Genomic DNA, 23,336 nt, shown 5'->3' on the forward strand with positions numbered 1-23,336 from the left:
ATGAGGCCATGCCGATTCTGCAGCTGAACCGTCTCGACCTGCGCGGGCGCCGTCCGTCGCTGACCGAGTTGCGCGCGGCGCTGCCGCGCGGCGGCGTGGATGTGGACGCCGTGGTCCCGCAGGTTCGGCCCATCGTGGACGCGGTCGCCGACCGTGGCGCCGAGGCCGCGCTCGAGTGGGGGGCCAGGTTCGACGGGGTCCGGCCGGACACGGTCCGGGTGCCCGCGGCCGCCATCGCCGGTGCCCTGGCCGCACTCGACCCCGCGATCCGCGAGGCGCTCGAAACCGCCATCGCACGGGTACGCACCGTGCACGCCGATCAACGCCGCACCGACACCGTCACCGAGGTCGTGCCCGGCGGTACCGTCACCGAGCGGTGGATACCCGTGGACCGGGTAGGTCTGTATGTGCCGGGCGGTAACGCCGTCTACCCGTCGTCGGTCGTGATGAACGTGGTCCCCGCGCAGATCGCCGGCGTCGGGTCTCTGGTTGTTCTCTCGCCCGCGCAGAAGGACTTCGACGGCTTACCGCATCCCACGATCCTGGCGGCGTGCGCCCTGCTCGGTGTCGACGAGGTGTGGGCGACCGGTGGCGCGCAGGGCGTGGCCCTCGCCGCGCACGGTGGCACTGACATCGATGGTGCCGAATTGGCACCCGTCGACCTGATCACCGGTCCCGGAAACATCTACGTCACCGCTGCCAAGCGACTGTGCCGCGGCCTGGTCGGCATCGACGCCGAGGCCGGACCCACCGAGATCGCGATCCTCGCCGACACCACCGCCGATCCGGTGCACGTGGCCGCGGACCTCATCAGTCAGGCCGAACACGATGTGATGGCTGCGTCCGTGCTGGTCACCGACTCCGTGGAGCTCGCCGACCGGGTCGACGAGGCGCTCTCCGCACAGCTCGAGCGGACCCGTCATCGCGAGCGGGTCGATACCGCCCTGCGCGGTGCGCAGTCGGGCACCGTTCTGGTCGACGATGTCACCGAGGGACTTGCCGTGGTCAATGCGTATGCAGCCGAGCACCTCGAGATTCAGACCGCGAACGCCCGTGAGGTCGCTGCGCGGGTCCGTGCCGCCGGTGCGATCTTCGTCGGCCCGCACTCTCCAGTGAGCCTCGGCGACTATGCCGCGGGCAGTAATCACGTGCTACCGACCGCCGGCTGCGCGCGACACAGCTCGGGGCTGTCGGTACAGACCTTCCTGCGCGGTGTGCACGTGGTCGAGTACGACGAGGCGGCGCTCAAGGACATCGCGGGAATCGTGATCACTTTGGCCAATTCGGAGGATCTGCCGGCCCACGGTGAGGCCGTGCGGCTGCGGTTCGAATCGCTCAACGGTGGCGCGTCGTGACCGGCGACTCCGGGGTCCCCGGCGGTCAGGTGACGCTCGATGAGTTGCCGATCCGGGACACGCTGCGTGGCAAGGAGCCCTATGGCGCACCGCAGTTGCCCGTGGCCGCGGCGATGAACACCAACGAGAATCCACACCCGCCGAGCCCGGCGCTGGTCGCCGATATCGCGGAGGCCGTCGCGACCGTCGCCGCCACGATGAACCGATACCCCGATCGCGATCTGGCTACCCTGCGGAACCGGCTGGCGGAGTATGTGACCGAGCGGACCGGAGTCGTCGTCGGGCCGCAGAACGTGTGGGCGGCCAACGGTTCCAACGAGATCCTGCAGCAGGTACTGCAGGTGTTCGGCGGACCGGGTCGCACCGCGATGGGCTTCGTGCCGAGTTACTCCATGCACCCGATCATCTCGGACGGCACCGACACGCACTGGATCCCGGGCAAGCGCACCGCCGATTTCGCGCTCGACGTGGACTACGCCGTCGGTGCGATCGACGAGCTGCGCCCCGACGTGCTGTTCCTCACGAACCCGAACAACCCGACGGGGCACCTGATCGCCGACGGCGACCTGATCCGGTTGATCGAGGCCGCCCCCGGCATCGTCATCGTCGACGAGGCGTACGGCGAGTTCAGTTCCGGTCCGTCGGCGGTGCGCCTTGTGGAGCGGTTCGGAGCGAAGCTCATCGTGAGCCGAACCATGAGCAAGGCGTTCGCCTTCGCGGGTGGGCGTGTGGGCTATCTCGTCGCGGCACCGGCGATCGTCGACGCCATCCAACTGGTGCGGTTGCCGTACCACCTGTCGGTGCTCACCCAGGCGGCCGCGATCGCGGCGATCGATCACCGCGCGGAGACCCTGGCCTCGGTGGCGCACCTGTCCGCCGAGCGGGACCGGATCACCGCGCGGCTGCGTGACCTCGGCTACGACGTGATCGAATCGCACGCCAATTTCATTCTGTTCGGCGGCTTCACCGACGAGTCCGCCGCCTGGCGCAGCTATCTCGACGGCGGAGTCCTGGTACGTGACATGCACATCCCGGGCCACCTGCGCGTGTCGGTGGGGCTGGACCACGAGAACGACGCCTTCCTCGCGATCAGCGAGAAGCTGGCGCCCGAGAAGAAGTGAGTGACTTCCATGACCGACCGCATCGCCCGCATCGAGCGCACGACGAGGGAGTCCGCCATCGTGGTGGAGCTGAACCTCGATGGCAACGGCACCACTGAGATCGCCACCGGCGTCCCGTTCTTCGATCACATGCTCACCGCCTTCGGTCAGCACGGCAGCTTCGACCTCGCCGTGCAGGCCAAGGGCGACGTTGAGATCGACGCGCACCACACCGTCGAAGACACGGCGATCGTGCTCGGCCAGGCCATCGGTGAGGCGCTCGGCGATAAGAAGGGCATCCGGCGGTTCGGGGACTGCTTCATTCCCATGGACGAGACGCTCGCGCATGCCTCCGTCGACGTCTCCGGCCGGCCCTACGCCGTGCACACGGGAGAGCCGGAGTACCTGGTGCACTCCGTGATCGGCGGTTACCCGGGCGTTCCGTACTCGACGGTGATCAACCGCCATGTATTCGAGTCACTGGCCATGAACGCCCGGATCGCGCTGCACGTGCGGGTGCTCTACGGCCGCGACCCGCACCACATCACCGAGGCCGAGTACAAGGCCGTCGCCCGTGCGCTGCGTGCAGCAGTGGAGCCCGATCCGCGGGTCAGCGGCGTGCCGTCGACGAAGGGGAGCCTGTAGCCGACAGCCGGTGCGAGCCGGCCTCAGGCGTCGCCGCGGCGCAGCAGCTTGCCGTGCGGAGTCTGAAAGTCGATCCGCACGCCACGCAGCCAGGTCTGGGTCACGACACCGGCGAGGGCCTTGCCGTCGTAGGGCGAGATGGCGTTCTTGTGGTGCAGCCGGTGCACGTCGACGACCTGCGCCGCCTCCGGTTCGAAGATCGCGAAGTCGGCGTCGAAGCCCAGCGCGATGCGGCCCTTGCGGGTCATGCCTGCGAGCTTGGCGGGCTTGGCGGACATCCACTCCACTACCTGTTCCAGCGGGATCTCACGGCGCTTGGCCTCGGTCCAGATCAGTGAGAGCCCCAACTGGAGTGAGGCGACGCCGCCCCACGCCACGCCGAAGTCGCCGTTCTCCACGTCCTTGAGGTCGAGCGTCGAAGGGGAGTGGTCGGACACGATGCAGTCGATCACGCCGTCTTTGAGGCCCTGCCAGAGGAGTTCGCGGTTCGAGGCTTCCCGGATGGGGGGACAGCACTTGAAGGCGGTGGCGCCGTTGGGGATCTCCTCGGCGAGCAACGTGAGGTAGTGCGGACAGGTCTCGACGGTGAGTTTCACGCCGTCCCGGCGAGCCGACGCGATCATCGGCAGTGCGTCGGACGATGAGAGATGGAGGATGTGGGCGCGGGCGCCGGTCCAGCGGGCGCGCTCGATCACCTCCGCGATCGCGACGTTCTCCGCGCCCCGTGGACGGGAAGCGAGGAAGCGCGCGTACTCGGCGCCCTCCGCAGAGGGCGCGTGATCGATCGCCCGGGAATCCTCGGCGTGCACGATCATCAGGGAATCGAACGTGGCCAGTTCGGCCATGTCCTCTTCCATCTCGTCGGCCGTGAGGTGCGGGAACTCGTCCACGCCGGAGTGCAGCAGGAAGCACTTGAAGCCGAACACCCCGTCGTCGTGCAGGCTGCGCAGTTGGTCACGGTTGCCCGGAACGGCGCCGCCCCAGAATCCGACGTCGATGTACGCCTTGGGCTCTGCGACCTCGCGCTTGAGCCGAAGCGCCTCGCGGTCGACGGTGGGCGGGATCGAGTTCAGCGGCATATCGACCAGCGTCGTGACACCACCGGCGGCGGCGGCCTTCGTCGCGGATTCGAAGCCCTCCCATTCCGTACGGCCCGGTTCGTTCACGTGCACGTGGGTATCCACGAGCCCAGGAATCATGACCTGCTCGTCGGTGAGCTCGATCGTCTCCCTGCCCAGGAGAGCGTTGCCGAGCGGTTCCATCGCCACCACGCGGCCGTCGCGGATACCGACCTCTCGCGCGACGACACCCGCTGTGGTGATGATCCGGCGGCCGCGGACGACCACGTCGTACTCGGTGCTGTCCGTGCTCATGCCGGCTCCTTCGCCAGTTCTGTACCGCGGAATGCCGCGTCTATCCAGTGGGAAAGAGTAGGTGTGTCCGCAGTGGCGGTCAAGACGCATGTTTCCAGCGTGTGACGATCATATTCCGTCATGCGATATGGGTCTTGACACGGATGGACCATATGGGCGTTACTAATCGACATTGATGGAAGTGTGATTCCGCTTTACGGAAGATTCCGAGCGGGTGAACAACCCTGAGCCCCGAACGAAGGACCCGCATGTCCGACAGCCCCGCACCCGCTCCGCGAGCGGCCTCAGCCGACCCGATCCGTCTGAGTGACGCCGACTCGGTCGATGATCTCCCTGACGTCGAGGCGCTCAATCGGCTGAGTTCGGGCCTGTACAACCGTGATCTCGCACCCACGAAGCGCAGCGGACGCACCTGGAGCGCCTACAACATCTTCACCCTGTGGGCCAATGACGTGCACAGTCTGGGCAACTACGCCTTCGCCATCGGACTCTTCGCGCTCGGTCTCGGCGGATGGCAGATCCTGCTCGCACTGTTGCTCGGTGGTGTCTTCCTGTTCCTGCTGCTCAATCTGTCCGGCTTCATGGGGGAGAAGACCGGAATTCCCTTCCCGGTCATGAGCCGCATCGCCTTCGGTATCCGCGGGGCACAGGTCCCGGCGCTGATCCGCGGTGCGGTCGCGATCGCCTGGTTCGGCATCCAGACGTACCTCGCCTCCGTGGTGTTGCGGATCATGGTCGTCGCCGTGTGGCCGGGCGCCGACTCGCTGGACCGGAACAGTGTCCTCGGGCTGTCCACCCTCGGCTGGATCTCGTTCCTCGTACTGTGGGCGGTCCAGCTGGTGATCGTCAGTTACGGCATGGAGATGATTCGCAAGTACGAGGCCTTCGCCGGTCCGATCATTCTGGTCACCATGGCCGCGTTGGCGGTGTGGATGTTCGGCAAGGCCGGTTTCTCGATCGCCTGGAGCACGCCCGCGACCAAGACCGGCCTGGACATGTGGCTGCAGATCATCGGCGGCGCGAGCCTCTGGGTCGCCATCTACGGCACCTTCGTCCTGAACTTCTGCGACTTCACCCGCAACGCCACCTCCAAGCGGGCGATCGTGCGTGGCAACTTCTGGGGGATTCCACTGAACATGCTGCTGTTCGGGGCGATCGTGGTCGTGCTCGCCGGCGCTCAGTTCCGGATCGACGGCCGGGTGATCGAATCACCCGCCGATATCGTCAAGACGGTACCCAACACCCTCCTGCTGGTCTTGGCGTGCTTGGCACTGCTGGTTCTGACGGTGGCAGTGAACCTGATGGCCAACTTCGTTGCGCCCATCTACGCGCTGTCGAACCTGTTCCCGAAGGCGCTCGACTTCCGCCGTGCCGGACTGGTCTCCGGTGCGCTGGGGCTGATCATCCTGCCGTGGAATCTGTACAACTCGCCGGCCGTCATCACGTACTTCCTCGGTGGACTCGGTGCGCTGCTCGGCCCGCTGTTCGGCATCGTCATGGCCGACTACTGGCTCATTCGCCGGTCGAAGGTGAACGTGCCCGATCTGTACTGCGATCTGCCCGATGCGCCGTACTACTACCGGCGCGGCGTGAACGGCAGGGCGGTGCTCGCCCTCGTGCCCACCGCAGGTATCGCCCTTCTCATGGCCTACGTTCCGGCTCTGCACGTGGTGTCGAACTACTCGTGGTTCATCGGTGCGGGACTCGGCGCGGTGGTGTACCTGCTCGTGGCGGACCGTTCTGGGCCCTTCGTCGACGTCTCCGGCGAACCGATCGCCGTCCCCAGTAAGCACTAGGAGAATCTCCGCATGCGCATCCTCGTCGCCAACGTCAATACCACCGCGTCGATGACTGCCGCGATCGCCGAATCGGCCCGCGCCGTCGCCGCGCCCGGGACCGAGATCGTGGGCATCACCCCACGATTCGGGGCCGACTCCTGTGAGGGGAACTTCGAGTCCTACCTCGCCGCTATCGCCGTCATGGACGCGGTGGCCCGCTACGACGAGCCGTACGACGCGGTCATCCAGGCAGGTTACGGCGAACACGGCAGGGAAGGGCTGCAGGAGCTGCTCCCGGTGCCGGTGGTCGACATCACCGAGGCCGCGGCGTCCACGGCGATGTACCTGGGGCACAAGTACTCCGTGGTGACCACCCTCGACCGGACGGTGCCCCTCATCGAGGACCGACTTAAACTCGCGGGCCTCGATGCCCGGTGCGCATCCGTGCGGGCCTCCGGTCTCGGCGTACTCGAACTCGAATCCGACCCCCATCGAGCCGTCGAGGCGATCGTCGCGCAGGCCCGGAAGGCCGTCGAGCGCGATCACGCCGAGGTGATCTGCCTGGGCTGCGGCGGCATGGCGGAGCTCGAGGAGAAGGTCTCGGCGGCAACGGGAGTACCGATCGTCGACGGTGTGCGGGCCGCGGTTACGATCGCGGAGGGGCTGGTGCGGATGGGCCTGCGCACCTCCAAGGTTCGCACCTATGCGGCGCCTCGCCCGAAAACGGTGACCGGCTGGCCAATCTCCGTTTAGCGGTGGCGGGTCCCGCAGTCGTTTCGTAGGATCAACGAAATTGTCTGCGGGATTGAGGAGTACTGGTGTCCAAGACTCGTTCCATCAGCGCCGTCGGCGTCGTGGTCGTTCTCCTGGCGGGCCTGCTGGCCTGCGGTCCGCGCGACGGCGGCGCTGACGCCGAACAGAAACCCATCTCCCTGTCGGTCGACGCCACCAACCTGCCGCAGCGGATCATCGGGGTGAAGCAGTCGATCCCCGTCCGCTCGGGCGAGGTCACACTGCTTTTCCCGCAGTGGCTTCCGGGCAATCACTCGCCGTCGGGGCCGATCGACAAGATCGCCGGAATCACCTTCGAGGGCGGTGGGAAGCGGCTCGAATGGAAGCGGGACCCGCTCAACGTCTACGCCTTTAAGGTCACCGTCCCCGACGGCGTTTCGACCATCGATGCCGCGTTCGAGTACCTGACTCCGACCGACACGACGCAGGGCCGTGTCGTGATGACGCCGAACATGCTGAACCTGCAGTGGAATGCGGTGCTGTTGTATCCGGAGGGCAAGCCGGCCAGCAAGATCCCGTTCACCGCGAAGGTGACCTATCCGCCCGGCTTCCAGGCCGGTACCGCGCTCGAGGCCTCCGGGAAGAACGGCGACACGGTCGACTACGAGACCGTCCCGCTCGATGTGCTGGTCGACTCGCCGGTGTACGCGGGCCGCTTCCACCGGGAGTTCGACCTCGCCCCCGGCGCGGCGGTGCCGGTGCGGCTGCAGGTTTTCGCCGATGCGCCGGAACAGCTGGACGCCAAGCCGGAGCACATCGAGGCGCACAAGGCGCTCGTGCAGCAGGCGGTGAAGCTCTACGGCGCGCAGCACTACAACCGCTACGACTTCCTGCTGTCGTTGTCCGACCAGCTCAGTTCGAACGGTCTCGAGCATCAGAGGTCCAGTGAGAACGGACAATCCACCGACTACTTCACCGGGTGGAACCCCGCTCTCGGCAGCGACGATCTACTCGGGCACGAGTACACCCACTCGTGGAACGGGAAGTTCCGTCGTCCCGCTGATCTGTGGACCCCCGACTACAACGTGCCGATGCAGGACAGCCTGATGTGGGTCTACGAGGGGCAGACCCAGTACTGGGGGAACATCCTCACCGGCCGGTCCGGACTGCGTCCCGCCGATGTCTCCCGGGACGCCCTCGCGGCCGTGGTGGCCACCTACACCGACGGACGCCCCGGGCTCTCCTGGCGCAGCCTGCAGGACACGACGAACGATCCCATCATCGCGCAGCGGCGCACGAAGCCCTACCGCTCGTGGCAGCTCAGCGAGGACTACTACCAGGGCGGCCAGCTGGTGTGGCTGGGCGTCGACGCCCGGATCCGCGAGCTGTCGGGCAACACCAAATCACTCGATGACTTCGCCCGGGCCTTCTTCGGTGTGGACGACGGGAAGTGGGAGTCGCAGAAGACCTACGACTTCGACGATGTGGTCTCGACCCTCAACGGCGTGGTCGCCGACGACTGGTCGAAGTACCTGCGCGACCGGCTCGACGGTAAGGAGTCCTTCGCCGGAAGCATCGAGAAGACCGGATGGAAACTGGTGTACGACAACAATCCCGGCGCCTTCCTCGAAGCGCAGATGAAGGAGGCGCAGGGTGCGGTCAATTACACGTACTCGATCGGACTCAACGTCTCGGCGACCGGGAAGGTGACCGACGTGCGGTGGGACGGCCCCGCGTTCAAGGCCGGCGTGGGTACCGGGATGACCGTGGTATCCGTGAACGACGCCGCGTACTCGCAGGCGACGATGCAGACCGCGATCGAGGCCGCCAAGACCAATCCCGCGCCGATCCGGTTGCAGGTGAAGGACTTCGATCAGACGCGCACCGTCGAGGTGAACTACCATGACGGTCTGCGGTATCCGCACCTGCAGCGCATCGACGGCACCCCGGACTACCTCAGCCAGATCTACGCGGCGCGGCAGTAGGGCCCGCGGCGAACGGGTCAGAGGGTGATCTGTCGGTTGACGTCCTTGTACAGCAGATAGCGGAAGTTCGACGGTCCGCCCGCGTAGCAGGCCTGCGGACAGAATGCGCGCAGGGACAGATAGTCGCCCGCCTGCACTTCGACCCAATCGCCGTTGAGGTGGTAGACGGCTTTACCTTCGAGCATCAGCAGGCCGTGCTCCATGACGTGGGTCTCCGCGAACGGGATGGACGCGCCGGGCTCGAAGGTGACCACATTGCAATGCATGTCGTAGGCGAGATCGTTCGGGTCGAGCATGCGGGTGGTCCGCCACCGGCCGTCGGTTCCCGGCATCGCCGATGGCTCGATGTCCTGTTCGTTTCCGAAGACCGGCGCGGGCACATGCCCCGCGATCGGTTCGTATCGTTTGCGGATCCACACGAATACCGCGGTGCGTTCAGCGGCGTTGTGAGCGCTCCAGGTGGAACCCGCGGGAGCGTAGGCGAATCCGCCTTCGGTGAGGATTCGAGTCTCGTTGCCGATCGTCACTGTGAGAGCGCCCTGGGTCACGAAGACGAAGCCTTGTACCTGTTCTTGCGGCTCCGGATGATCGGCGCCGCCGCCGGGGGAGACCTCGACGATCATCTGAGCGAAAGTGGTCGAGCCGCCAGCCACCGGCCGGTTGAGGATCCAGGCGCGAGTGCCAGTCCATTCGGGCAGTACCGAGGTCACGATGTCGCTCAGAACACCGCGGGGGATCACGGTGTACGCCTCGGTCACGATCGCCCGGTCGGTGAGCAGATCGGTCTGCGGCGGCAGGCCGCCCTGCGGCGCGTAGTACGTTGCGTCAACCATTGTTCTCCTCCTGGGTCTGCTGCGAACGGCCGAGCGCGAGATCGCGGACGGTAGCGATGGGGACGTGTGTCGACGCTTCCACTTCATCCGCGGTGAGCGCGCCACAGGCGAGGCCGCGGTGGATGAACAGTGCCAGTGCCCGCGCGGTAGCGGGCTCGTCGAGGATGCCGGAAGCGTTGTGGTGTACGTAGTTTCGCAGTCGGGCGGATGCCGCGGCGAAGCCTTCGCGGTAGAACGAGTAGGTGGCCACGTAGCGGGTCGGCAACTGTGCCGGGTGCAGATCCCATCCCTGGTAGATGCCCCGCTCGAGGTGTCGGCGCACGAGTCGCGCGTGCAGGTGCCATGCGGCGCTCACGTGCTCGGCGGCGCCCACCGGGAGGATGTTGGTCGAACCGTCGGACAGGTGCACACCGGTGCCGGCGACGGCGACTTGCATCACGCTCTTCGCGTGGTCAGCCGCGGGGTGGTCCATCGCCTGGTGGGCTGCCGCGATGCCGAGCGCGGCCGAGTAGTCGTAGGTGCCGTAATGCAACGCACTGATCCGACCTGCGGCGGCGTGCAGTAGGCGCGCCACCGGCGCTGTTCCGTCGCGGCCGAGGATCACCTGGGGCGTTTCGATCTGCACCTCGAATCGCAGTCTGCCGGGGCTGAGGTCGAGGGCGGATTCCAGGCTCTCGCACACCTCGGCCATCGCCTCGACCTGGCTCACCGTCGTCACCTTCGGCAGCGTGAGTGTCAATCCCTCCGGGAGCTCGCCGTGGTCACGGAGCCCGGTGAGGAAAAGGTCCAGCGTGCGCAGGCCTCGGCGACGGGTGGGGGCCTCCATGCATTTGAATCGGATGCCGATGAAGGGTGGGGCCGTGCCGTCGGCGACCGCGCGGGCGACGGTATCGGCGGCGCGGGCGACGTCGGCGTCCTCGGTCTCGTCGCCGCGAACGCCGTAGCCGTCCTCGAAGTCCAGTCGCAGGTCTTCGATCGGCTCCGCGGTGAGCTTGGTGCGGACCAGGTCGGCGAGTGTGTCACTCGCGGCGGATGGTATTCCGATGTCGGTGATCAGCCGCTCGAGTCCGCCGCCGGCTTCCGCAGCACTCAGTGCGATGGCGCCCCAGTGCGCCGCGGTGTGGGTCGCGAACCGGTCCGCGGGCAGGTACACCGTGTGCACGGGCTGTCGGCGGCCGTCGTCGCCGGGGTAACTGTGTCCGAGCATCGCGTCGGTCGGCGCGAGACGGTCGTCGATCGACGCGAGTGCATCCTCGGACAGCGAACGGGGGGCCATAAGGTCTCCTGCGAGTGGTGGAAGCGAAATTCCGTAATGTGGAGTTTAGGTGCGATGGTTTCTCCGCACAAGCTTCCTCGGTGAGCGTCGCCCGGGACACTTTCCGTGATACGGAACAAGTTGTGGTAGCGAAGCGGTAAGCTCTGTGTGGAACGGATCATCGGCGTTGATCATGGAGGGCGGGCGATGGCGGCGAAGACCACCACCGGGGTGCAGTCGGTGGAGCGCGCCTTCGAGTTACTGGAGCTGATGGGACGCGCAGGCGGGGAATGTTCTCTCAGTGAGCTGTCGGCGGGCACGCCGTTGCCGCCGCCGACCATCCACCGCCTATTACGGACACTGGTCGGTATCGGATACGTCCGGCAGCTCCCCAATCGGCGATATGCCCTAGGTCCCAGGCTTATCCGGCTCGGAGAGGTTGCGAATCGACAGCTGGGCGCTGTTGCGGTACCCGTTCTGGAAGCTCTCGTCGGTGAACTCGAGGAGACCGCTAGTCTCGCCGTGCTCGACGGTGACATGGTGATCTACACGGGTCAGGTGCTCTCTCCGCACAACATGAGGACCAACAACGAGGCAGGCAGGCGCGTGAACCTGCACAACAGCGGTGTCGGCAAGGCCGTTCTCGCCGAACTCGATGACGCGCGAGTGGTCAAGCTCGTCTCCCAGGCCGGGATCACCGCTCCCACCCCGAACAGTGTGACCACGTTGTCGGGTGTCTTCGCCGAGGTCGAAAAGGTGCGCAGTCAGGGTTACGCCGTCGATGATGAGGAACAGGAACTCGGCGTGCGGTGCTATGCGATGGCGGTGCCGGGAGCGCCGACCCCCATGGCGGTCGGGATCTCCGGTCCGGTGTCACGTCTGGGCGACGATTTCATCGATCGCGCCGTGCCCGCCCTTGAGCACGCCACCCGCGTGATCTCGGACGCCCTCATCGGTTCTCGCGAGAGCTGAGCACCGGTCGCCGCGCGGACGGTCAGGGGATATAGACCTCGAATTCGTCGAGCAGGGCTTCGTCCTGCGCCAATTCGTTCCTGGTGCGTGCCCCGCGTGCGAGAGCGACAGCCGTGGACAACGACTGGATGAGCGAGGTGAAAGCCGACATCGACCGGAAGATCGTGACGCCATGGGTGTCGATGAGGAATGTCGTGTCCGCGACGGCGGCCAGCGGCGACGCGGCGTCGTCGGTGAGGGCGATCGTGTGCAGTCCGGTGCGTCGGGCGTAGCGCATCGCATTGACGGTGTCCGCGGTGTATCGCCGGATGGATATTCCGACGAAGACGTCATCGGTGTGCAGGTCTCGTAATTGGTCCACGAGACCTCCCATGGGAGGTGCGATCTGGTGGACGCCGGGACGCACCATATGCAGCAGGTAGGCGAACATCTGAGCGACACCAAGGCATTTGCGTAGTCCCATGACGTGCACGTTCGGTGCCTCCGCCAGGGCGGTCACGGTGCGGCTCCACTGGTGCGAGTCGATTCGCGCGTAGGTCCGCGACAGATTCTGCTGATCGTTGTCGACCGCCGCCAGGAAGAGTTCCGAGTCCTCGTGCTCGGCGGCGGCGCGGTCGAACCTGCTGACGAGGTGTGCCTGTTCGGCGAGATGCTCCCGGCAGAGTTTGACCAGGGCCGGGTAGCCGGAGAGCCCCAGACCAGTGGCGAATCGCACGAGTGATGATTGGTGAACCTCTGCGATGCGAGCGGTCTCCGCTATCGTCCGGAGCGCCGTTCCCTCGGGATCGGTGAGTATTACCGTCGCGATTCGCTGCTGCCCAGGCGCGAAGCGGTCCATCTGTGCCTGCAGTACGGTGCGGAGCTCCATGTAGGTGCTGGGGGGTGTCGCTGCCACGGTGTCCTGCCTCTCGGCGCTGCCTCGTCTGATCGGCACGCCTGCCGAAATCCTATCCGTCGTGTGATCCCTCGAGGTCCCACGTGCGGCGCCGCGCCGTTGCACTACCGGCCCGTGAACACCGGTGCTCGCCGCTCCAGCATCGCGGTGACCGCTTCGCAGTGATCGTCGGTGTGCTGCGCGACGGCCTGCATGGCGGCCGACAGTTCCAGCAGGGAACCGAGCGATTGGTGCTGACCTTCGCGGAGGAGACGCTTGGTCATCCGCACCACCTGCGGCGGATTCGCCGAGATGCGCCGTGCGAGGTCGTGCGCGGCCGGCAGAAGGTCGTCGGGCTCGACGACTCGCGAGACGAGGCCCCATTCCCACGCTGTCCGTGCGTCGATCGGTTCACCGGTGAACGCCATTTCGCTGGCCCGCGCCATACCGATGGCCCGCGGCAACAGCCATGCGCCGCCGTCACCGGGGATGATTCCCAGCTTCGCGAAGCTCTCCGCGAAGGTCGCGGTCGTCGAGGCGATCCGCAGGTCGCACATCGTCGCCAGGTCACATCCCGCGCCGATCGCCGGGCCGTTGACCGCGGCGATGGTGGGCACCTCGCAGTCGTACAGGGCGAGCGGGATGCGCTGTATGCCGTGGCGGTACCCCTGCCGCATCTCCGCAGGAGACCCGCCGAACATGCCCCGGCGGTCCCTCATGTCCTTGACGTTGCCCCCGGCGGAGAACGCGGAGCCGGCCGCGGTGAGGATCACGGCGCGCACGGCGCGGTCGCGGTTGACTGCGGTGACAGCGGCCTCGAGGGCCGTGATCATCTCGTCATCGGAGATCGGATTGCGGGACTCGGGACGGTTCAGCGTCCAGATCACGGTGTCGCCCGAGCGGTCGACGAGCAGAGGGTCGGTCATGCGGGGGCTCCCGTGTGCTGTGAGGTCAGGACGATGCGGACATCGGCGGGTACGAGGCCGTCCGCCGAGGCGATGACGGGATTGAGGTCCAGTTCGTCGATATCGCGCCGGGTTGCGATGAGATCGCCGATCCGGACCAGCAATCGTGCGAGTTCGTCGCGATCGATCCGGGGCAGATGCCGATGCCCGTCGAGCATCCGGGAGACCGCGGTCTCGTCGATCATCTCCCGCGCTTCGAGTTCGGTGAACGGTGCGGCCCGGAAGGTCACGTCCTTGAGTGCTTCGACGAGCACGCCTCCGCTCCCGAAGACGACGACGGGCCCGAAGATCGGATCCTGCATCGCGCCGACCAAGAGCTCGATACCCGGCCGGGCCATCGGACTGACGATGAGGCCGTCGATCTCGGCCCCGGGCGCCCGCGCGGCAACGGTCTCGATCATCGCGCGCGCACGGTCGGCGGCGTCGAAGGGAAGAACCCCCAGCTGCACGCCACCCACATCCGATTTGTGCACCACTTGGGGGGAAACGATCTTGAGTGCGCACGGATGATCGAATCCCTCGACCGCCTCGGCGGCCTCGTCCGCGGTCCGGGCGAAGGCCCACGCGCCCAGATCGATTCCGGAGGCCTCGACGAGCCGGCGCGCGGCCGGCTCGTCGAGCAGCCCGCCTGGCGCGTCGGGCCCCCCGGGCGCGCGAATCGGAGTGGGAAGCGCGAGATCCGACCGGAGTCCGGCGGTGCCAAGACGGTCTCCTCGGCGGGTGAGGGCGGCGACGATTCGCGCGGCGTGGTCGATCGAATTGACCACGGTGAATCCCTCCGTGCGCAACCGGGCGTGCACCGGATTCGGCGCTGCGGCATAGCAACTCTGCACGACGAGAGGGATACGAGCGGCCCGACTCAGATCGGCGAGCCGGTCGGCGGTGGATTGCTCCGCGGCGTGGAGCCCGGCATCGAACCGCAAATGATATCCGCCGAACATTCCCACGATGAGCACCAGGCCCACGGCGGGATCCGCCATGAGAATGCGTGCCGCGTCCACGAACACCGTGGGATCGGCATCGGTCGCCCCGGCCACATCGACCGGATTGGCGACGGCAGCGGCGTCACCGAGCAGTTGCCGCAGCCGGTGCTGCGTCTGCTCGCTCGTGTTCGCCAGAGAAACGCCGAGTTCGGCGAGTGCGTCCGCGGCGAGCGTGGCGTGGCCGCCTCCGTCCGCGAGGATCGCAATACTGCGGCCGGCCTGAACCGGTACCGTCGCGGCAAGAGCTCCCGCGACCACCGCCAGCTCATCGGAACGATCGACCAGTTCCACGCCGGCTTGGCGCAGGACCGCCGTCGCTACGGCGTCGGATCCGGCGACCGAGCCGGTGTGGGAGAGCGCGGTACGTCGTCCGATCTCGGACCGCCCTCCGCGCACCATGACCACGGGAGTGTCTGCCACGGCCCGTGCCGCCGCGACCAGGAAGCCGCGCCCATCGATCAAGCCCTCGGCGTGAACGGCGATGGCGCCCGTCTGGTCGTCCTCGGCCATCGCGGTAAGGCAATCGGCGTAGCTGACATCGACCTGATTGCCCAGTCCCGCGTAGACATGGAATCCCGGTCCCTGGAGCGCTCGGTCGTCGTTGACGAGCGACAGGAGCATGTTTCCGCTCTGCGTGACCACACTGATCGGTCCCTGTGGGATATCCAGTAGGCCAACCAGATTCGCGCCAGTGCTCGCGTTGATGATTCCCGAGGTGTTTGGACCGATCACGCGAATACCGGTTTCGGCGATGACTGCCGCGAGTTCGGCTTCGAGCGCGGCGCCGGCGTGGCCGGACTCCTTGAAGCCGTTGGCGAGAACGACCGCCGACCGAATTCCGACGCCGGCGCAGGCGCGCAGTGCGTCCGGGACCAATGGGCCGGGCAGGGCGATGAGCGCGACATCGATATCGCGGGGGAGCTCTTCCACGGAGGGCGCGACGTCGAGGCCGAGGATTCGCGTGGCGCGTGGATTGACCGGATGGATCGGGTGACGGTAGCCGGATCGCTGGAGCGCCCGGATGCTCTGGTAACCGCGTTTGGCGGGATCGGTGGAGGCTCCGACCACGGCGATCGACCGTGGGTCGAACAGTCGCGCCATGGGACCGCGTTTGGTGGGCGTCGTCTCGGCCGCCGGGAGATCGGTGGTGCCGGTCATTGCTATCTCCCCCGGAACTGCGGTGTGCGGTGCTCGGCGAAGGCGGCCACGCCCTCGGCCCAGTCCGACGTCGTCATGAGGTCGAGCAACACACGCGGTTCGGAGCCCAGTGCTACGTCCAGCGAATCATTGCGGCGCAATGCGGCCTTCATATGTGCGAGCGAGAGTGGGGCTTTCGTTGCGAGCGTCTCGGCGAGTGCTTGCGCCGCTGCGCTCACATCTGCCGGTGCGGGCGCACTGTGCGCGAGCCCCCACTCGACGGCTTGGCTACCTGTGAAACGTTCGCCGAGCACCAGAAGCTCGCTCGCGCGGCGGAGCCCGACGAGCCGGGGAAGACGGTTCGTGACTCCACCGCCGACGAAGGTTCCCAGACCTACTTCGGGGAAGCCCATGAGCGCGTCGTCGGCCACGATGAGGAAGTCCGCGCTCACAGCCAGCTCCGCACCTGCGCCCAGGGCGTATCCGTTGACGGCGCAGATCACCGGTGTGCCCATCGTCTGGATCTGTTCGCAGGCGTGCTGTCCCAGGTCCAGATAGTGGGCCTGTTCGACGCGGCTGCGAGTGGCCGAGCCGTGCGCCTTGAGGTCCGCGCCGACGCAGAACGCCCGTCCCGCTCCGGTGAGGACGACGGCGCGGGTCTGTGGGTCATCGTCCAGATCGATGAGTGCGTCGATCAGAGATTGGTAGAGGCCCTCGCTGACCGCGTTGAGTCGTTCGGGCCGGTGCAACGTCACGGTGGCGGTCGGACCCGAACGGTCGACCCAGACGGTGGTCATCGTTCTCCTATGCAGTGATTCTTCGAGGGGAGTGCGGCCCATGTAACTACACAATCGACCTCGATGCAACTGAAATTGCAGACAGATCAAAGCATGCAACTCAGACGTCCGGCTGAGTGTTGAGGCCATCGGCGGCGCCGCAGTAGAGGGCACGAATCGTCGGCGATTAGGCTGATGACCATGAAGAAGGTGGCGATCCTCGACTACGGTTCCGGCAATATCCGATCCGCCCACCGCGCGATGGAGCGTGCCGGTGCCGCAGTCACCGTGACCGCCGATCCCAAGGTCGCGGTCGAAGCCGATGGCCTGCTGGTGCCGGGCGTCGGCGCCTACGAAGCCTGTATGGCGGGCCTCAAAGCCGTTCAGGGGGAGCGCATCATCGGCGAGCGGTTGGCGGGAGGCCGGCCGGTCATGGGCATCTGCGTCGGTATGCAGATCCTCTTCGAGCGCGGAATCGAGTTCGGTGTGGAAACCCAGGGCTGTGGCGAGTGGCCCGGCACCGTGGAGCGCCTACGCGCCGACGTGGTGCCGCACATGGGCTGGAACACCGTCGAGGCCGCCGAGGGGTCGCAACTGTTCGCGGGCACCGATGCTGACACTCGGTTCTACTTCGTGCACTCGTACGCCGCGCAGGAGTGGGAGCTCGATATCAGTCACCACATCACCGCACCGAGGGTCACCTGGGCCGACCACGGAGGGCGATTCGTCGCCGCGGTCGAGAACGGCCCACTGTGGGCCACGCAGTTCCACCCGGAGAAGAGCGGCGACGCCGGTGCCACGCTGTTGCGCAACTGGGTCGGCGTGCTGTGACCGGCAAACGCGAACTCTCGATCGGTCGCCTGGCCCTGTTCTCGATGGGCGCGGCCGTGGTCGTGCTCGGGCTGGTCACCCTGTTGCTCACCGTGTTACGGCCGAGTCCTTGGGTGGGGCTGCTGATCGTGTCGGCCGGATTGGTCGCCGCAGTCGGCGCGATGGGCTTCGTCTCCACCAGGATGGTCCGCCGGGCGACGGACGGCGACGGAAAATCGCACGACGATACCGACTAGGCTGTCCCCGTGAGTCTGGTACTTCTTCCCGCAGTCGATGTCGCCGACGGCCAGGCCGTGCGCCTGGTTCAGGGCGAGGCAGGCAGCGAGACTTCGTACGGGTCGCCGCGCGACGCCGCCCTCGCGTGGCAGAACGACGGTGCCCAGTGGGTCCACCTGGTCGACCTCGATGCGGCCTTCGGTACCGGATCGAATCGTGAGCTGCTCGCCGCGGTGATCGGCGAACTCGACGTCAAGGTCGAGCTCTCGGGCGGAATCCGCGACGACGATTCGCTGGCTGCGGCGCTCGCCACCGGATGCGTTCGCGTCAACCTCGGCACCGCCGCCATCGAGAATCCGGACTGGTGCGCACGCGCGATCGCCCACCATGGCGACAAGATCGCGGTCGGACTCGACGTCAAGCAGATCGATGGCCAGTGGCGCTTGCGCGGCCGCGGCTGGGTCACTGACGGCGGCGACCTCTGGGAGGTCCTCGCCCGTTTGGACCGGGACGGCTGCTCCCGGTACGTGGTCACCGACGTCTCCAAGGACGGCACTCTCACCGGGCCCAATCTCGACCTGCTCGCCGCAGTGGCCGATGCGACCGATGCGCCGGTGGTCGCCTCCGGAGGAATCTCCGCGCTGGCCGATCTCGAGGCCATCGCCACCCTGGTCGACCGCGGAGTGGACAGTGCGATCGTCGGCAAGGCTCTGTACGCCGGCCGGTTCACGCTGCCCGAGGCGCTGGCGGCGGTGTCGCGCTAGTGGCGGCGCTGCCCACGGGATTCACCGGTGACCCCGACCGCCTGCTCGCCACCGCGGGCGCGGTGCTCGACGCCGTGGCGCCGCGGTTCATCGAGGGCGTCGGTGCGCCCGCATCGGTGGCCAAGGGGCCGGCCGACTTCGCCACCGACCTGGACCTCGAACTGGAGCGCCGCATCGCCGGTGATATCGCCGACGCAACGGGAATCCCGGTGCACGGTGAGGAGTTCGGCGGACCGCCCGTTGACCAGGGCACCGTATGGGTGCTCGATCCCATCGACGGAACCTTCAACTACTCTGCGGGGTTCCCCGCGACCGGCACTCTGCTCGGCCTGGTGCACGACGGCCGCCCGGTCGCCGGTCTGGCCTGGTTCCCGTTGGTCGCAGATGCGATCTCCGGCCACGTCGAAGGCCCTGTGTACAACCGGGGTGAGGCCCTCGCGCCGTTGCCCGAGCGATCGCTCGTCGACTCCATGATCGCCGTCGGAAGCTTCAGTCGCGGCAGCAACGGACACTTCCCGGGCGATTACCGGTTCGCGATCCTCGGTGAGGTGTCACGCCGGGTGGCCCGAGTACGGCAGTTCGGGTCCACCGGCGTCGATCTGGCGTACACCGCGACCGCCGTCTTCGGCGGTGCCGTGGTCTTCGGGCACCACCCCTGGGACAACGCCGCCGGCGCTGCCCTCGTTCTCGCGGGCGGCGGCACGGTCACCGACCTCGCCGGAACCGAGTGGCACACCGGGTCCGATTCGGTCCTCGCCGGGGGCCCCGGCGTGTACGACGAACTCCTCGACATCGTCGCCTCCGTGGGAGCGCCGTCGGACTATCGAGGCGAACCGGGCCACCCTGGAATCTTGAGCTATTGACCTTGGCAGGCAGACACTTTCGAAGGAGGCGGAGCCGATGACGGTGGCCGTGCGCGTAATCCCGTGCCTGGATGTCGATGCCGGGCGCGTGGTCAAGGGCGTCAACTTCCAGAACCTGCGCGATGCGGGTGATCCCGTCGAACTCGCCGCCGCGTACGACGCGCAGGGAGCCGACGAACTGACCTTCCTCGATGTGACCGCCTCGAGCTCGGGCCGCGGCACGATGCTCGAGGTGGTGCGGCGCACGGCCGAACAGGTCTTCATCCCGCTCACGGTCGGTGGCGGCGTTCGCTCCGTCGAGGACGTCGACACCCTACTGCGGGCCGGCGCGGACAAGGTCTCGGTGAACACCGCGGCGATCAGCCGTCCCGAACTGCTGCGCGAGCTGTCGAACCGGTTCGGCTCGCAGTGCATCGTACTCTCGGTTGATGCGCGCACCGTTCCCGACGGCGACGAACCCACTCCGTCCGGTTGGGAGGTCACCACGCACGGCGGACGTACCGGCACCGGACTCGATGCGATCGAATGGGCCCGCCGCGGAGAGGAACTCGGGGTGGGGGAGATTCTGCTGAACTCCATGGACGCGGACGGCACGAAGGCCGGTTTCGACCTCCGGATGATCGCCGCGGCCCGCGCCGCGGTCCGCGTTCCGGTGATCGCCTCCGGCGGCGCCGGTGCGGTAGGCCACTTCGCGCCCGCCGTGCAGTCCGGCGCGGACGCCGTGCTCGCCGCAAGTGTCTTCCACTTCGGCGATATGACCATCGGCCAGGTCAAGGATGAGATGGCCGCGCAGGGGTTGGTGGTGCGCCGATGAGCGCATCCGCGACGTCGCTCGATCCTGCCATCGCAGCCCGGCTCAAGCGCAACGCCGACGGACTGATCGCTGCCATCGCCCAGGAGGAGGGCACGGGCGACGTACTGATGATGGCGTGGATGAACGATCAGGCACTGGCCCTCACTCTGGCCACCCGCCGCGGTACGTACTACTCGCGCTCGCGCCACTCGCTCTGGGTCAAAGGCGAAACCTCCGGCCACACTCAAGGGGTCGTCGATGTCCGGCTCGATTGCGACGGCGACACCGTGCTGCTCACCGTCCGGCAGAGCGGTCCGGCCTGCCACACCGGTACGCACACCTGCTTCGACGGTGACCTTCTACTCGGCCGGGACTGACTGTCACGGATTGAGTGTGCGCAGGAACGCGAGGGTCTCCTCGACGTGCGCCACCGCCCGCAACTCACCGACCACGATCTGCAGGACGGTGCCGTCGGTGTCGACGAGGAAGCTCTGGCGGCGCACCGGGGCCATCGCGTATCTGCCGCGTTTGACGCCGTACTCCGCGGCCACCGCACCGTCGGCATCGGTCAGGAGCGGAAAACCCGGTGCCATCACTTCCGCGAAGGCCTGCGTGCGCAGCAGCGGGTCCATGCTGATACCGATCCGGGCAGTGCCGAGCCGCTCGAACTGCGTCGCGGCATCGCGGAACCGGCCGACTTCCGCGACGCACACCGGCAGCCCCGCGGTCAGATAGAAGAAGACTGCGGCGCGGCGGCCCGCGCGCAGTTCGTCGAGGGTGCGGACGGTGCCCGATTGGTCGGGAAGTGCGAAATCGGGGGCCGGTCCGCCGGTGCGCATACCGGCGAATTTACCGGCCCCGCAATAATGGGACGCGATGAGTACGCAATCGGCTTCGAACCTCCAGCCCGACGGCGCCACCACCAGCCTCGATGAGTTCTTGGAGCTCGCCGAACGGCATCGCGTGGTACCCGTGACCCGCACCGTGCTCGCCGATGCCGAGACCCCGCTCTCGGCGTACCGCAAACTCGCGGGCGGACGCCCCGGCACCTTCCTGCTGGAATCCGCGGCGGCCGGCCAATCCTGGAGTCGATGGTCGTTCGTCGGTGCGCCCGCTCCGGCGGCGCTGACGGTGGTCGACGGTGAAGCGGCGTGGATCGGCACCAAGCCGGCGGGCGCGCCATCGGGCGGCGATCCGATCGACGCGCTCGGCGAGGTGCTGCGCCTGCTCAGCTCAGAGCCGATCGAGGGGCTTCCGCCGCTCAACGGCGGGATGGTGGGCTACCTCGCGTACGACGCCGTGCGCCGGTTGGAGCGTCTGCCCGAGACCACGGTCGACGATCTCGGCCTGCCGGAGATGGTGTGGCTGCTCGCGACCGATCTCGCCGCGATCGACCACCACGAGGGCACCATCACCCTCATCGCCAACGCGGTGAACTGGGACGGCGCCCGCGAACGTGCGGCCGAGGCCTATGCCGACGCGGTCACCCGGCTCGATGCGATGGAGACCGCACTGGCGGCGCCTCTGGCCTCGTCGGTGGCCTCGTTCACCCGGCCCGAGCCCGCCTACAGCGCGCAACGGACGGTCGAGGAGTACAGCGCGATCGTTGAGAAGCTGGTCGGCGACATCGAGGCCGGCGAGGCCTTCCAGGTGGTGCCGTCGCAGCGCTTCTCGGTGCCGTCCCACGCCGATCCGATCGACGTCTACCGCGTGCTGCGGGCATCGAACCCGAGTCCCTACATGTATCTGGTCCAGGTACCGGCGCCGGACGGATCGCTCGCTTTCTCGATCGTCGGCTCCAGCCCGGAGGCGCTGGTCACGGTCAGCGATGGCACCGCGACCACCCACCCGATCGCAGGTACGCGATGGCGCGGGGCGTCCGCGGAGGAGGACCTGCTGTTGGAGAAGGACCTGCGCGCCGACGAGAAGGAAAACAGCGAGCACCTCATGCTCGTCGACCTCGGCCGCAACGACCTCGGACGCGTGTGCACGCCGGGCACCGTCCGCGTCACCGACTACCGGCGGATCGAGCGCTACAGCCATGTGATGCACCTGGTCTCGACGGTCTCCGGTGACCTCGCCCCCGACAAGCAAGCGCTCGACGCGGTCACCGCCTGCTTTCCCGCCGGCACGCTCACCGGGGCGCCGAAGGTCCGGGCGATGGAGCTGATCGACGAGGCCGAGCTGACGCGGCGCGGTCTCTACGGCGGCATCGTCGGCTACCTGGATTTCGCCGGTGACGCCGACACCGCGATCGCGATACGCACCGCCGTGCTCAAGGACGGCACCGCCTTCGTCCAGGCCGGAGGCGGCGTGGTCGCGGATTCGGTCGGTGAATACGAGTACAACGAATCCCGGAACAAGGCGCTCGCCGCGCTCAAGGCGGTGGCGGCGGCCAATACGCTGCGCGCGGTCACCGAGACGGAGGGGGAGGGCCGATGAACGGCAAACGTGCTGTCGCGGTCGCCTCGGGCCTGTTATTGCTGGCGGCGGGCGCCGTCTGGGGTGCCAGCCGGATGACGTGGATGCGGGTCTCGGTCAACGACTTCCTCCAGCCCGGTCGCGATGTGGACATCGCGGGACACACCTGGGCCTCCGCGCTGAACGTGCTGCCGCTGGTCTTCCTCGCGGCGATCGCCGCCGCGATCGCGGTCAAGGGCTGGGCGCGGGTCGCGGTCGCCGTGGTGGTCGCGGCGGCGGCGATCGGTTCCGCGTTCCCGGCGCTGCAGGTGCTCACCCAGGAGCCCGACGTCGCGTACATCGAGCAGATCCTCGAACTCGCGCCGAAGGACATCGTGGTGCAGGCCGACAAGCTGGTCGCGGGGCCCGCGACGGCGGTCCTCGGAGGTGTCCTCGCGGTGATCGCGGCGACACTGCTGCTGCGCGGTCAGCGCGGCGGCGGGATGGATTCGAAGTACACCTCGCCCGCGGCCCGGCGGGCGGAGCTCGAGAAGCGGGTGTTCGATGACGCCGCGGCCGAGGAATCGTCGGAGCGTGACCTGTGGGATGCGCTGGACAGCGGCGACGATCCGACCGAGGGGGTCCGCAGGGATCGCCCGGAGGCCTCGGGCTAACCTTGAAGCACGCTGTACGTCCCACCGAAAGG

General features: G+C 67.5%; 23 protein-coding genes. 15 read left to right on the forward strand and 8 right to left on the reverse strand.

Annotation, left to right across the window (positions count from 1 at the left end):
- The first annotated feature begins 8 nt into the window (after positions 1-8).
- Genes hisD through hisB form a run of 3 tightly spaced genes read left to right on the forward strand, consistent with a single transcriptional unit; the run spans position 9 to position 3,100 of the window.
- Positions 9-1,355, forward strand: coding sequence for a histidinol dehydrogenase (gene hisD / locus TPAU_RS10130; RefSeq protein WP_013126657.1), 1,347 nt, complete (start codon positions 9-11; stop codon positions 1,353-1,355).
- On the forward strand, positions 1,352-2,476 hold the full coding sequence (locus TPAU_RS10135; protein ID WP_013126658.1) for a histidinol-phosphate transaminase: 1,125 nt from the start codon (positions 1,352-1,354) through the stop codon (positions 2,474-2,476). The genes hisD and TPAU_RS10135 overlap by 4 nt, the downstream gene beginning before the upstream one ends.
- Before the next feature lie 9 nt (positions 2,477-2,485).
- Positions 2,486-3,100 carry an imidazoleglycerol-phosphate dehydratase HisB gene (gene hisB, locus TPAU_RS10140; RefSeq protein ID WP_013126659.1) on the forward strand — a complete coding sequence of 205 codons (615 nt, stop codon included), beginning with the start codon at positions 2,486-2,488 and terminating at the stop codon, positions 3,098-3,100.
- Positions 3,101-3,123: 23 nt separating this feature from the next.
- Here the strand turns inward: hisB and allB are convergent, their stop codons facing one another.
- Positions 3,124-4,473, reverse strand: a complete 1,350-nt coding sequence (gene allB, locus TPAU_RS10145; RefSeq protein WP_013126660.1) for an allantoinase AllB — start codon at positions 4,471-4,473, stop codon at positions 3,124-3,126.
- 248 nt (positions 4,474-4,721) lie between these two features.
- Between allB and TPAU_RS10150 the strand changes: the two genes are divergently transcribed.
- From TPAU_RS10150 to TPAU_RS10160, 3 genes are all read left to right on the forward strand, one after another.
- Entirely contained in the window at positions 4,722-6,269 is a 1,548-nt protein-coding gene (locus TPAU_RS10150) for an NCS1 family nucleobase:cation symporter-1 (RefSeq protein WP_013126661.1), read from the forward strand.
- A 12-nt stretch (positions 6,270-6,281) separates the two neighbouring features.
- Positions 6,282-7,004 carry an aspartate/glutamate racemase family protein gene (locus tag TPAU_RS10155; RefSeq protein WP_013126662.1) on the forward strand — a complete coding sequence of 241 codons (723 nt, stop codon included), beginning with the start codon at positions 6,282-6,284 and terminating at the stop codon, positions 7,002-7,004.
- 65 nt (positions 7,005-7,069) lie between these two features.
- A complete protein-coding gene (locus TPAU_RS10160; protein WP_013126663.1) occupies positions 7,070-8,968 on the forward strand; it encodes a M61 family metallopeptidase in 1,899 nt (632 codons plus the stop codon).
- A gap of 17 nt (positions 8,969-8,985) precedes the next feature.
- On the opposite strand, the gene TPAU_RS10165 is transcribed toward TPAU_RS10160, so the two are convergent.
- The gene (locus TPAU_RS10165; RefSeq protein WP_013126664.1) at positions 8,986-9,801 is read right to left on the reverse strand and encodes a bifunctional allantoicase/(S)-ureidoglycine aminohydrolase; all 816 of its coding nucleotides are present in this window, start codon (positions 9,799-9,801) and stop codon (positions 8,986-8,988) included.
- Entirely contained in the window at positions 9,794-11,077 is a 1,284-nt protein-coding gene (locus tag TPAU_RS10170; protein ID WP_013126665.1) for a DUF6986 family protein, read from the reverse strand. The genes TPAU_RS10165 and TPAU_RS10170 overlap by 8 nt, the downstream gene beginning before the upstream one ends.
- A gap of 186 nt (positions 11,078-11,263) precedes the next feature.
- Between TPAU_RS10170 and TPAU_RS10175 the strand changes: the two genes are divergently transcribed.
- Positions 11,264-12,028, forward strand: a complete 765-nt coding sequence (locus TPAU_RS10175; protein ID WP_013126666.1) for an IclR family transcriptional regulator — start codon at positions 11,264-11,266, stop codon at positions 12,026-12,028.
- A 22-nt stretch (positions 12,029-12,050) separates the two neighbouring features.
- Here the strand turns inward: TPAU_RS10175 and TPAU_RS10180 are convergent, their stop codons facing one another.
- From TPAU_RS10180 to TPAU_RS10195, 4 genes are all read right to left on the reverse strand, one after another.
- Entirely contained in the window at positions 12,051-12,923 is an 873-nt protein-coding gene (locus TPAU_RS10180; RefSeq protein WP_013126667.1) for a MurR/RpiR family transcriptional regulator, read from the reverse strand.
- 104 nt (positions 12,924-13,027) lie between these two features.
- The gene (locus TPAU_RS10185; RefSeq protein ID WP_013126668.1) at positions 13,028-13,828 is read right to left on the reverse strand and encodes a crotonase/enoyl-CoA hydratase family protein; all 801 of its coding nucleotides are present in this window, start codon (positions 13,826-13,828) and stop codon (positions 13,028-13,030) included.
- Positions 13,825-16,008 (reverse strand): acetate--CoA ligase family protein, encoded by a 2,184-nt coding sequence (locus TPAU_RS10190; protein ID WP_013126669.1) that lies wholly within the window; start codon positions 16,006-16,008, stop codon positions 13,825-13,827. The genes TPAU_RS10185 and TPAU_RS10190 overlap by 4 nt, the downstream gene beginning before the upstream one ends.
- Positions 16,009-16,010: 2 nt before the next feature.
- Positions 16,011-16,784 (reverse strand): enoyl-CoA hydratase/isomerase family protein, encoded by a 774-nt coding sequence (locus tag TPAU_RS10195; protein ID WP_013126670.1) that lies wholly within the window; start codon positions 16,782-16,784, stop codon positions 16,011-16,013.
- A 174-nt stretch (positions 16,785-16,958) separates the two neighbouring features.
- Between TPAU_RS10195 and hisH the strand changes: the two genes are divergently transcribed.
- The 6 genes from hisH to hisI are packed head-to-tail and all read left to right on the forward strand — an operon-like array spanning position 16,959 to position 20,607.
- Positions 16,959-17,594, forward strand: a complete 636-nt coding sequence (gene hisH / locus TPAU_RS10200; RefSeq protein ID WP_041944373.1) for an imidazole glycerol phosphate synthase subunit HisH — start codon at positions 16,959-16,961, stop codon at positions 17,592-17,594.
- Positions 17,591-17,830, forward strand: coding sequence for a hypothetical protein (locus tag TPAU_RS10205; protein WP_013126672.1), 240 nt, complete (start codon positions 17,591-17,593; stop codon positions 17,828-17,830). The genes hisH and TPAU_RS10205 overlap by 4 nt, the downstream gene beginning before the upstream one ends.
- 9 nt (positions 17,831-17,839) lie before the next feature.
- Positions 17,840-18,574: a bifunctional 1-(5-phosphoribosyl)-5-((5-phosphoribosylamino)methylideneamino)imidazole-4-carboxamide isomerase/phosphoribosylanthranilate isomerase PriA gene (priA, locus tag TPAU_RS10210; protein WP_013126673.1), complete on the forward strand. Its 735-nt coding sequence runs from the start codon at positions 17,840-17,842 to the stop codon at positions 18,572-18,574.
- On the forward strand, positions 18,574-19,437 hold the full coding sequence (locus TPAU_RS10215; RefSeq protein ID WP_013126674.1) for an inositol monophosphatase family protein: 864 nt from the start codon (positions 18,574-18,576) through the stop codon (positions 19,435-19,437). The genes priA and TPAU_RS10215 overlap by 1 nt, the downstream gene beginning before the upstream one ends.
- A 37-nt stretch (positions 19,438-19,474) precedes the next feature.
- Positions 19,475-20,251, forward strand: a complete 777-nt coding sequence (gene hisF / locus TPAU_RS10220; protein WP_013126675.1) for an imidazole glycerol phosphate synthase subunit HisF — start codon at positions 19,475-19,477, stop codon at positions 20,249-20,251.
- The gene (hisI, locus tag TPAU_RS10225) at positions 20,248-20,607 is read left to right on the forward strand and encodes a phosphoribosyl-AMP cyclohydrolase (protein WP_013126676.1); all 360 of its coding nucleotides are present in this window, start codon (positions 20,248-20,250) and stop codon (positions 20,605-20,607) included. The genes hisF and hisI overlap by 4 nt, the downstream gene beginning before the upstream one ends.
- A gap of 3 nt (positions 20,608-20,610) precedes the next feature.
- On the opposite strand, the gene TPAU_RS10230 is transcribed toward hisI, so the two are convergent.
- A complete protein-coding gene (locus TPAU_RS10230) occupies positions 20,611-21,069 on the reverse strand; it encodes a peroxiredoxin (protein WP_013126677.1) in 459 nt (152 codons plus the stop codon).
- Between the two features lie 37 nt (positions 21,070-21,106).
- Here TPAU_RS10230 and TPAU_RS10235 point away from each other — a divergent pair, with 37 nt between their 5' ends.
- Positions 21,107-22,672, forward strand: a complete 1,566-nt coding sequence (locus TPAU_RS10235; RefSeq protein ID WP_013126678.1) for an anthranilate synthase component I — start codon at positions 21,107-21,109, stop codon at positions 22,670-22,672.
- Positions 22,669-23,304, forward strand: coding sequence for a TIGR02234 family membrane protein (locus TPAU_RS10240; RefSeq protein ID WP_013126679.1), 636 nt, complete (start codon positions 22,669-22,671; stop codon positions 23,302-23,304). The genes TPAU_RS10235 and TPAU_RS10240 overlap by 4 nt, the downstream gene beginning before the upstream one ends.
- Positions 23,305-23,336 lie beyond the last annotated feature (32 nt).

The sequence above is a fragment of the Tsukamurella paurometabola DSM 20162 genome (assembly GCF_000092225.1).
Taxonomy (GTDB): domain Bacteria; phylum Actinomycetota; class Actinomycetes; order Mycobacteriales; family Mycobacteriaceae; genus Tsukamurella; species Tsukamurella paurometabola.

What these genes read in the sequence shown, in the direction of transcription:
- hisD (WP_013126657.1), top strand. Translation starts at nt 9, where the DNA reads ATGCCGATTCTGCAGCTGAACCGTCTCGACCTGCGCGGGCGCCGTCCG.
- TPAU_RS10195 (WP_013126670.1), bottom strand. Translation starts at nt 16,784, where the DNA reads ATGACCACCGTCTGGGTCGACCGTTCGGGTCCGACCGCCACCGTGACG.
- TPAU_RS10190 (WP_013126669.1), bottom strand. Translation starts at nt 16,008, where the DNA reads ATGACCGGCACCACCGATCTCCCGGCGGCCGAGACGACGCCCACCAAA.
- TPAU_RS10185 (WP_013126668.1), bottom strand. Translation starts at nt 13,828, where the DNA reads ATGACCGACCCTCTGCTCGTCGACCGCTCGGGCGACACCGTGATCTGG.
- TPAU_RS10175 (WP_013126666.1), top strand. Translation starts at nt 11,264, where the DNA reads ATGGCGGCGAAGACCACCACCGGGGTGCAGTCGGTGGAGCGCGCCTTC.
- TPAU_RS10230 (WP_013126677.1), bottom strand. Translation starts at nt 21,069, where the DNA reads ATGCGCACCGGCGGACCGGCCCCCGATTTCGCACTTCCCGACCAATCG.
- TPAU_RS10235 (WP_013126678.1), top strand. Translation starts at nt 21,107, where the DNA reads ATGAGTACGCAATCGGCTTCGAACCTCCAGCCCGACGGCGCCACCACC.
- TPAU_RS10150 (WP_013126661.1), top strand. Translation starts at nt 4,722, where the DNA reads ATGTCCGACAGCCCCGCACCCGCTCCGCGAGCGGCCTCAGCCGACCCG.
- TPAU_RS10240 (WP_013126679.1), top strand. Translation starts at nt 22,669, where the DNA reads ATGAACGGCAAACGTGCTGTCGCGGTCGCCTCGGGCCTGTTATTGCTG.
- allB (WP_013126660.1), bottom strand. Translation starts at nt 4,473, where the DNA reads ATGAGCACGGACAGCACCGAGTACGACGTGGTCGTCCGCGGCCGCCGG.
- TPAU_RS10170 (WP_013126665.1), bottom strand. Translation starts at nt 11,077, where the DNA reads ATGGCCCCCCGTTCGCTGTCCGAGGATGCACTCGCGTCGATCGACGAC.
- hisF (WP_013126675.1), top strand. Translation starts at nt 19,475, where the DNA reads ATGACGGTGGCCGTGCGCGTAATCCCGTGCCTGGATGTCGATGCCGGG.
- TPAU_RS10165 (WP_013126664.1), bottom strand. Translation starts at nt 9,801, where the DNA reads ATGGTTGACGCAACGTACTACGCGCCGCAGGGCGGCCTGCCGCCGCAG.
- hisB (WP_013126659.1), top strand. Translation starts at nt 2,486, where the DNA reads ATGACCGACCGCATCGCCCGCATCGAGCGCACGACGAGGGAGTCCGCC.
- hisH (WP_041944373.1), top strand. Translation starts at nt 16,959, where the DNA reads ATGACCATGAAGAAGGTGGCGATCCTCGACTACGGTTCCGGCAATATC.
- TPAU_RS10155 (WP_013126662.1), top strand. Translation starts at nt 6,282, where the DNA reads ATGCGCATCCTCGTCGCCAACGTCAATACCACCGCGTCGATGACTGCC.
- hisI (WP_013126676.1), top strand. Translation starts at nt 20,248, where the DNA reads ATGAGCGCATCCGCGACGTCGCTCGATCCTGCCATCGCAGCCCGGCTC.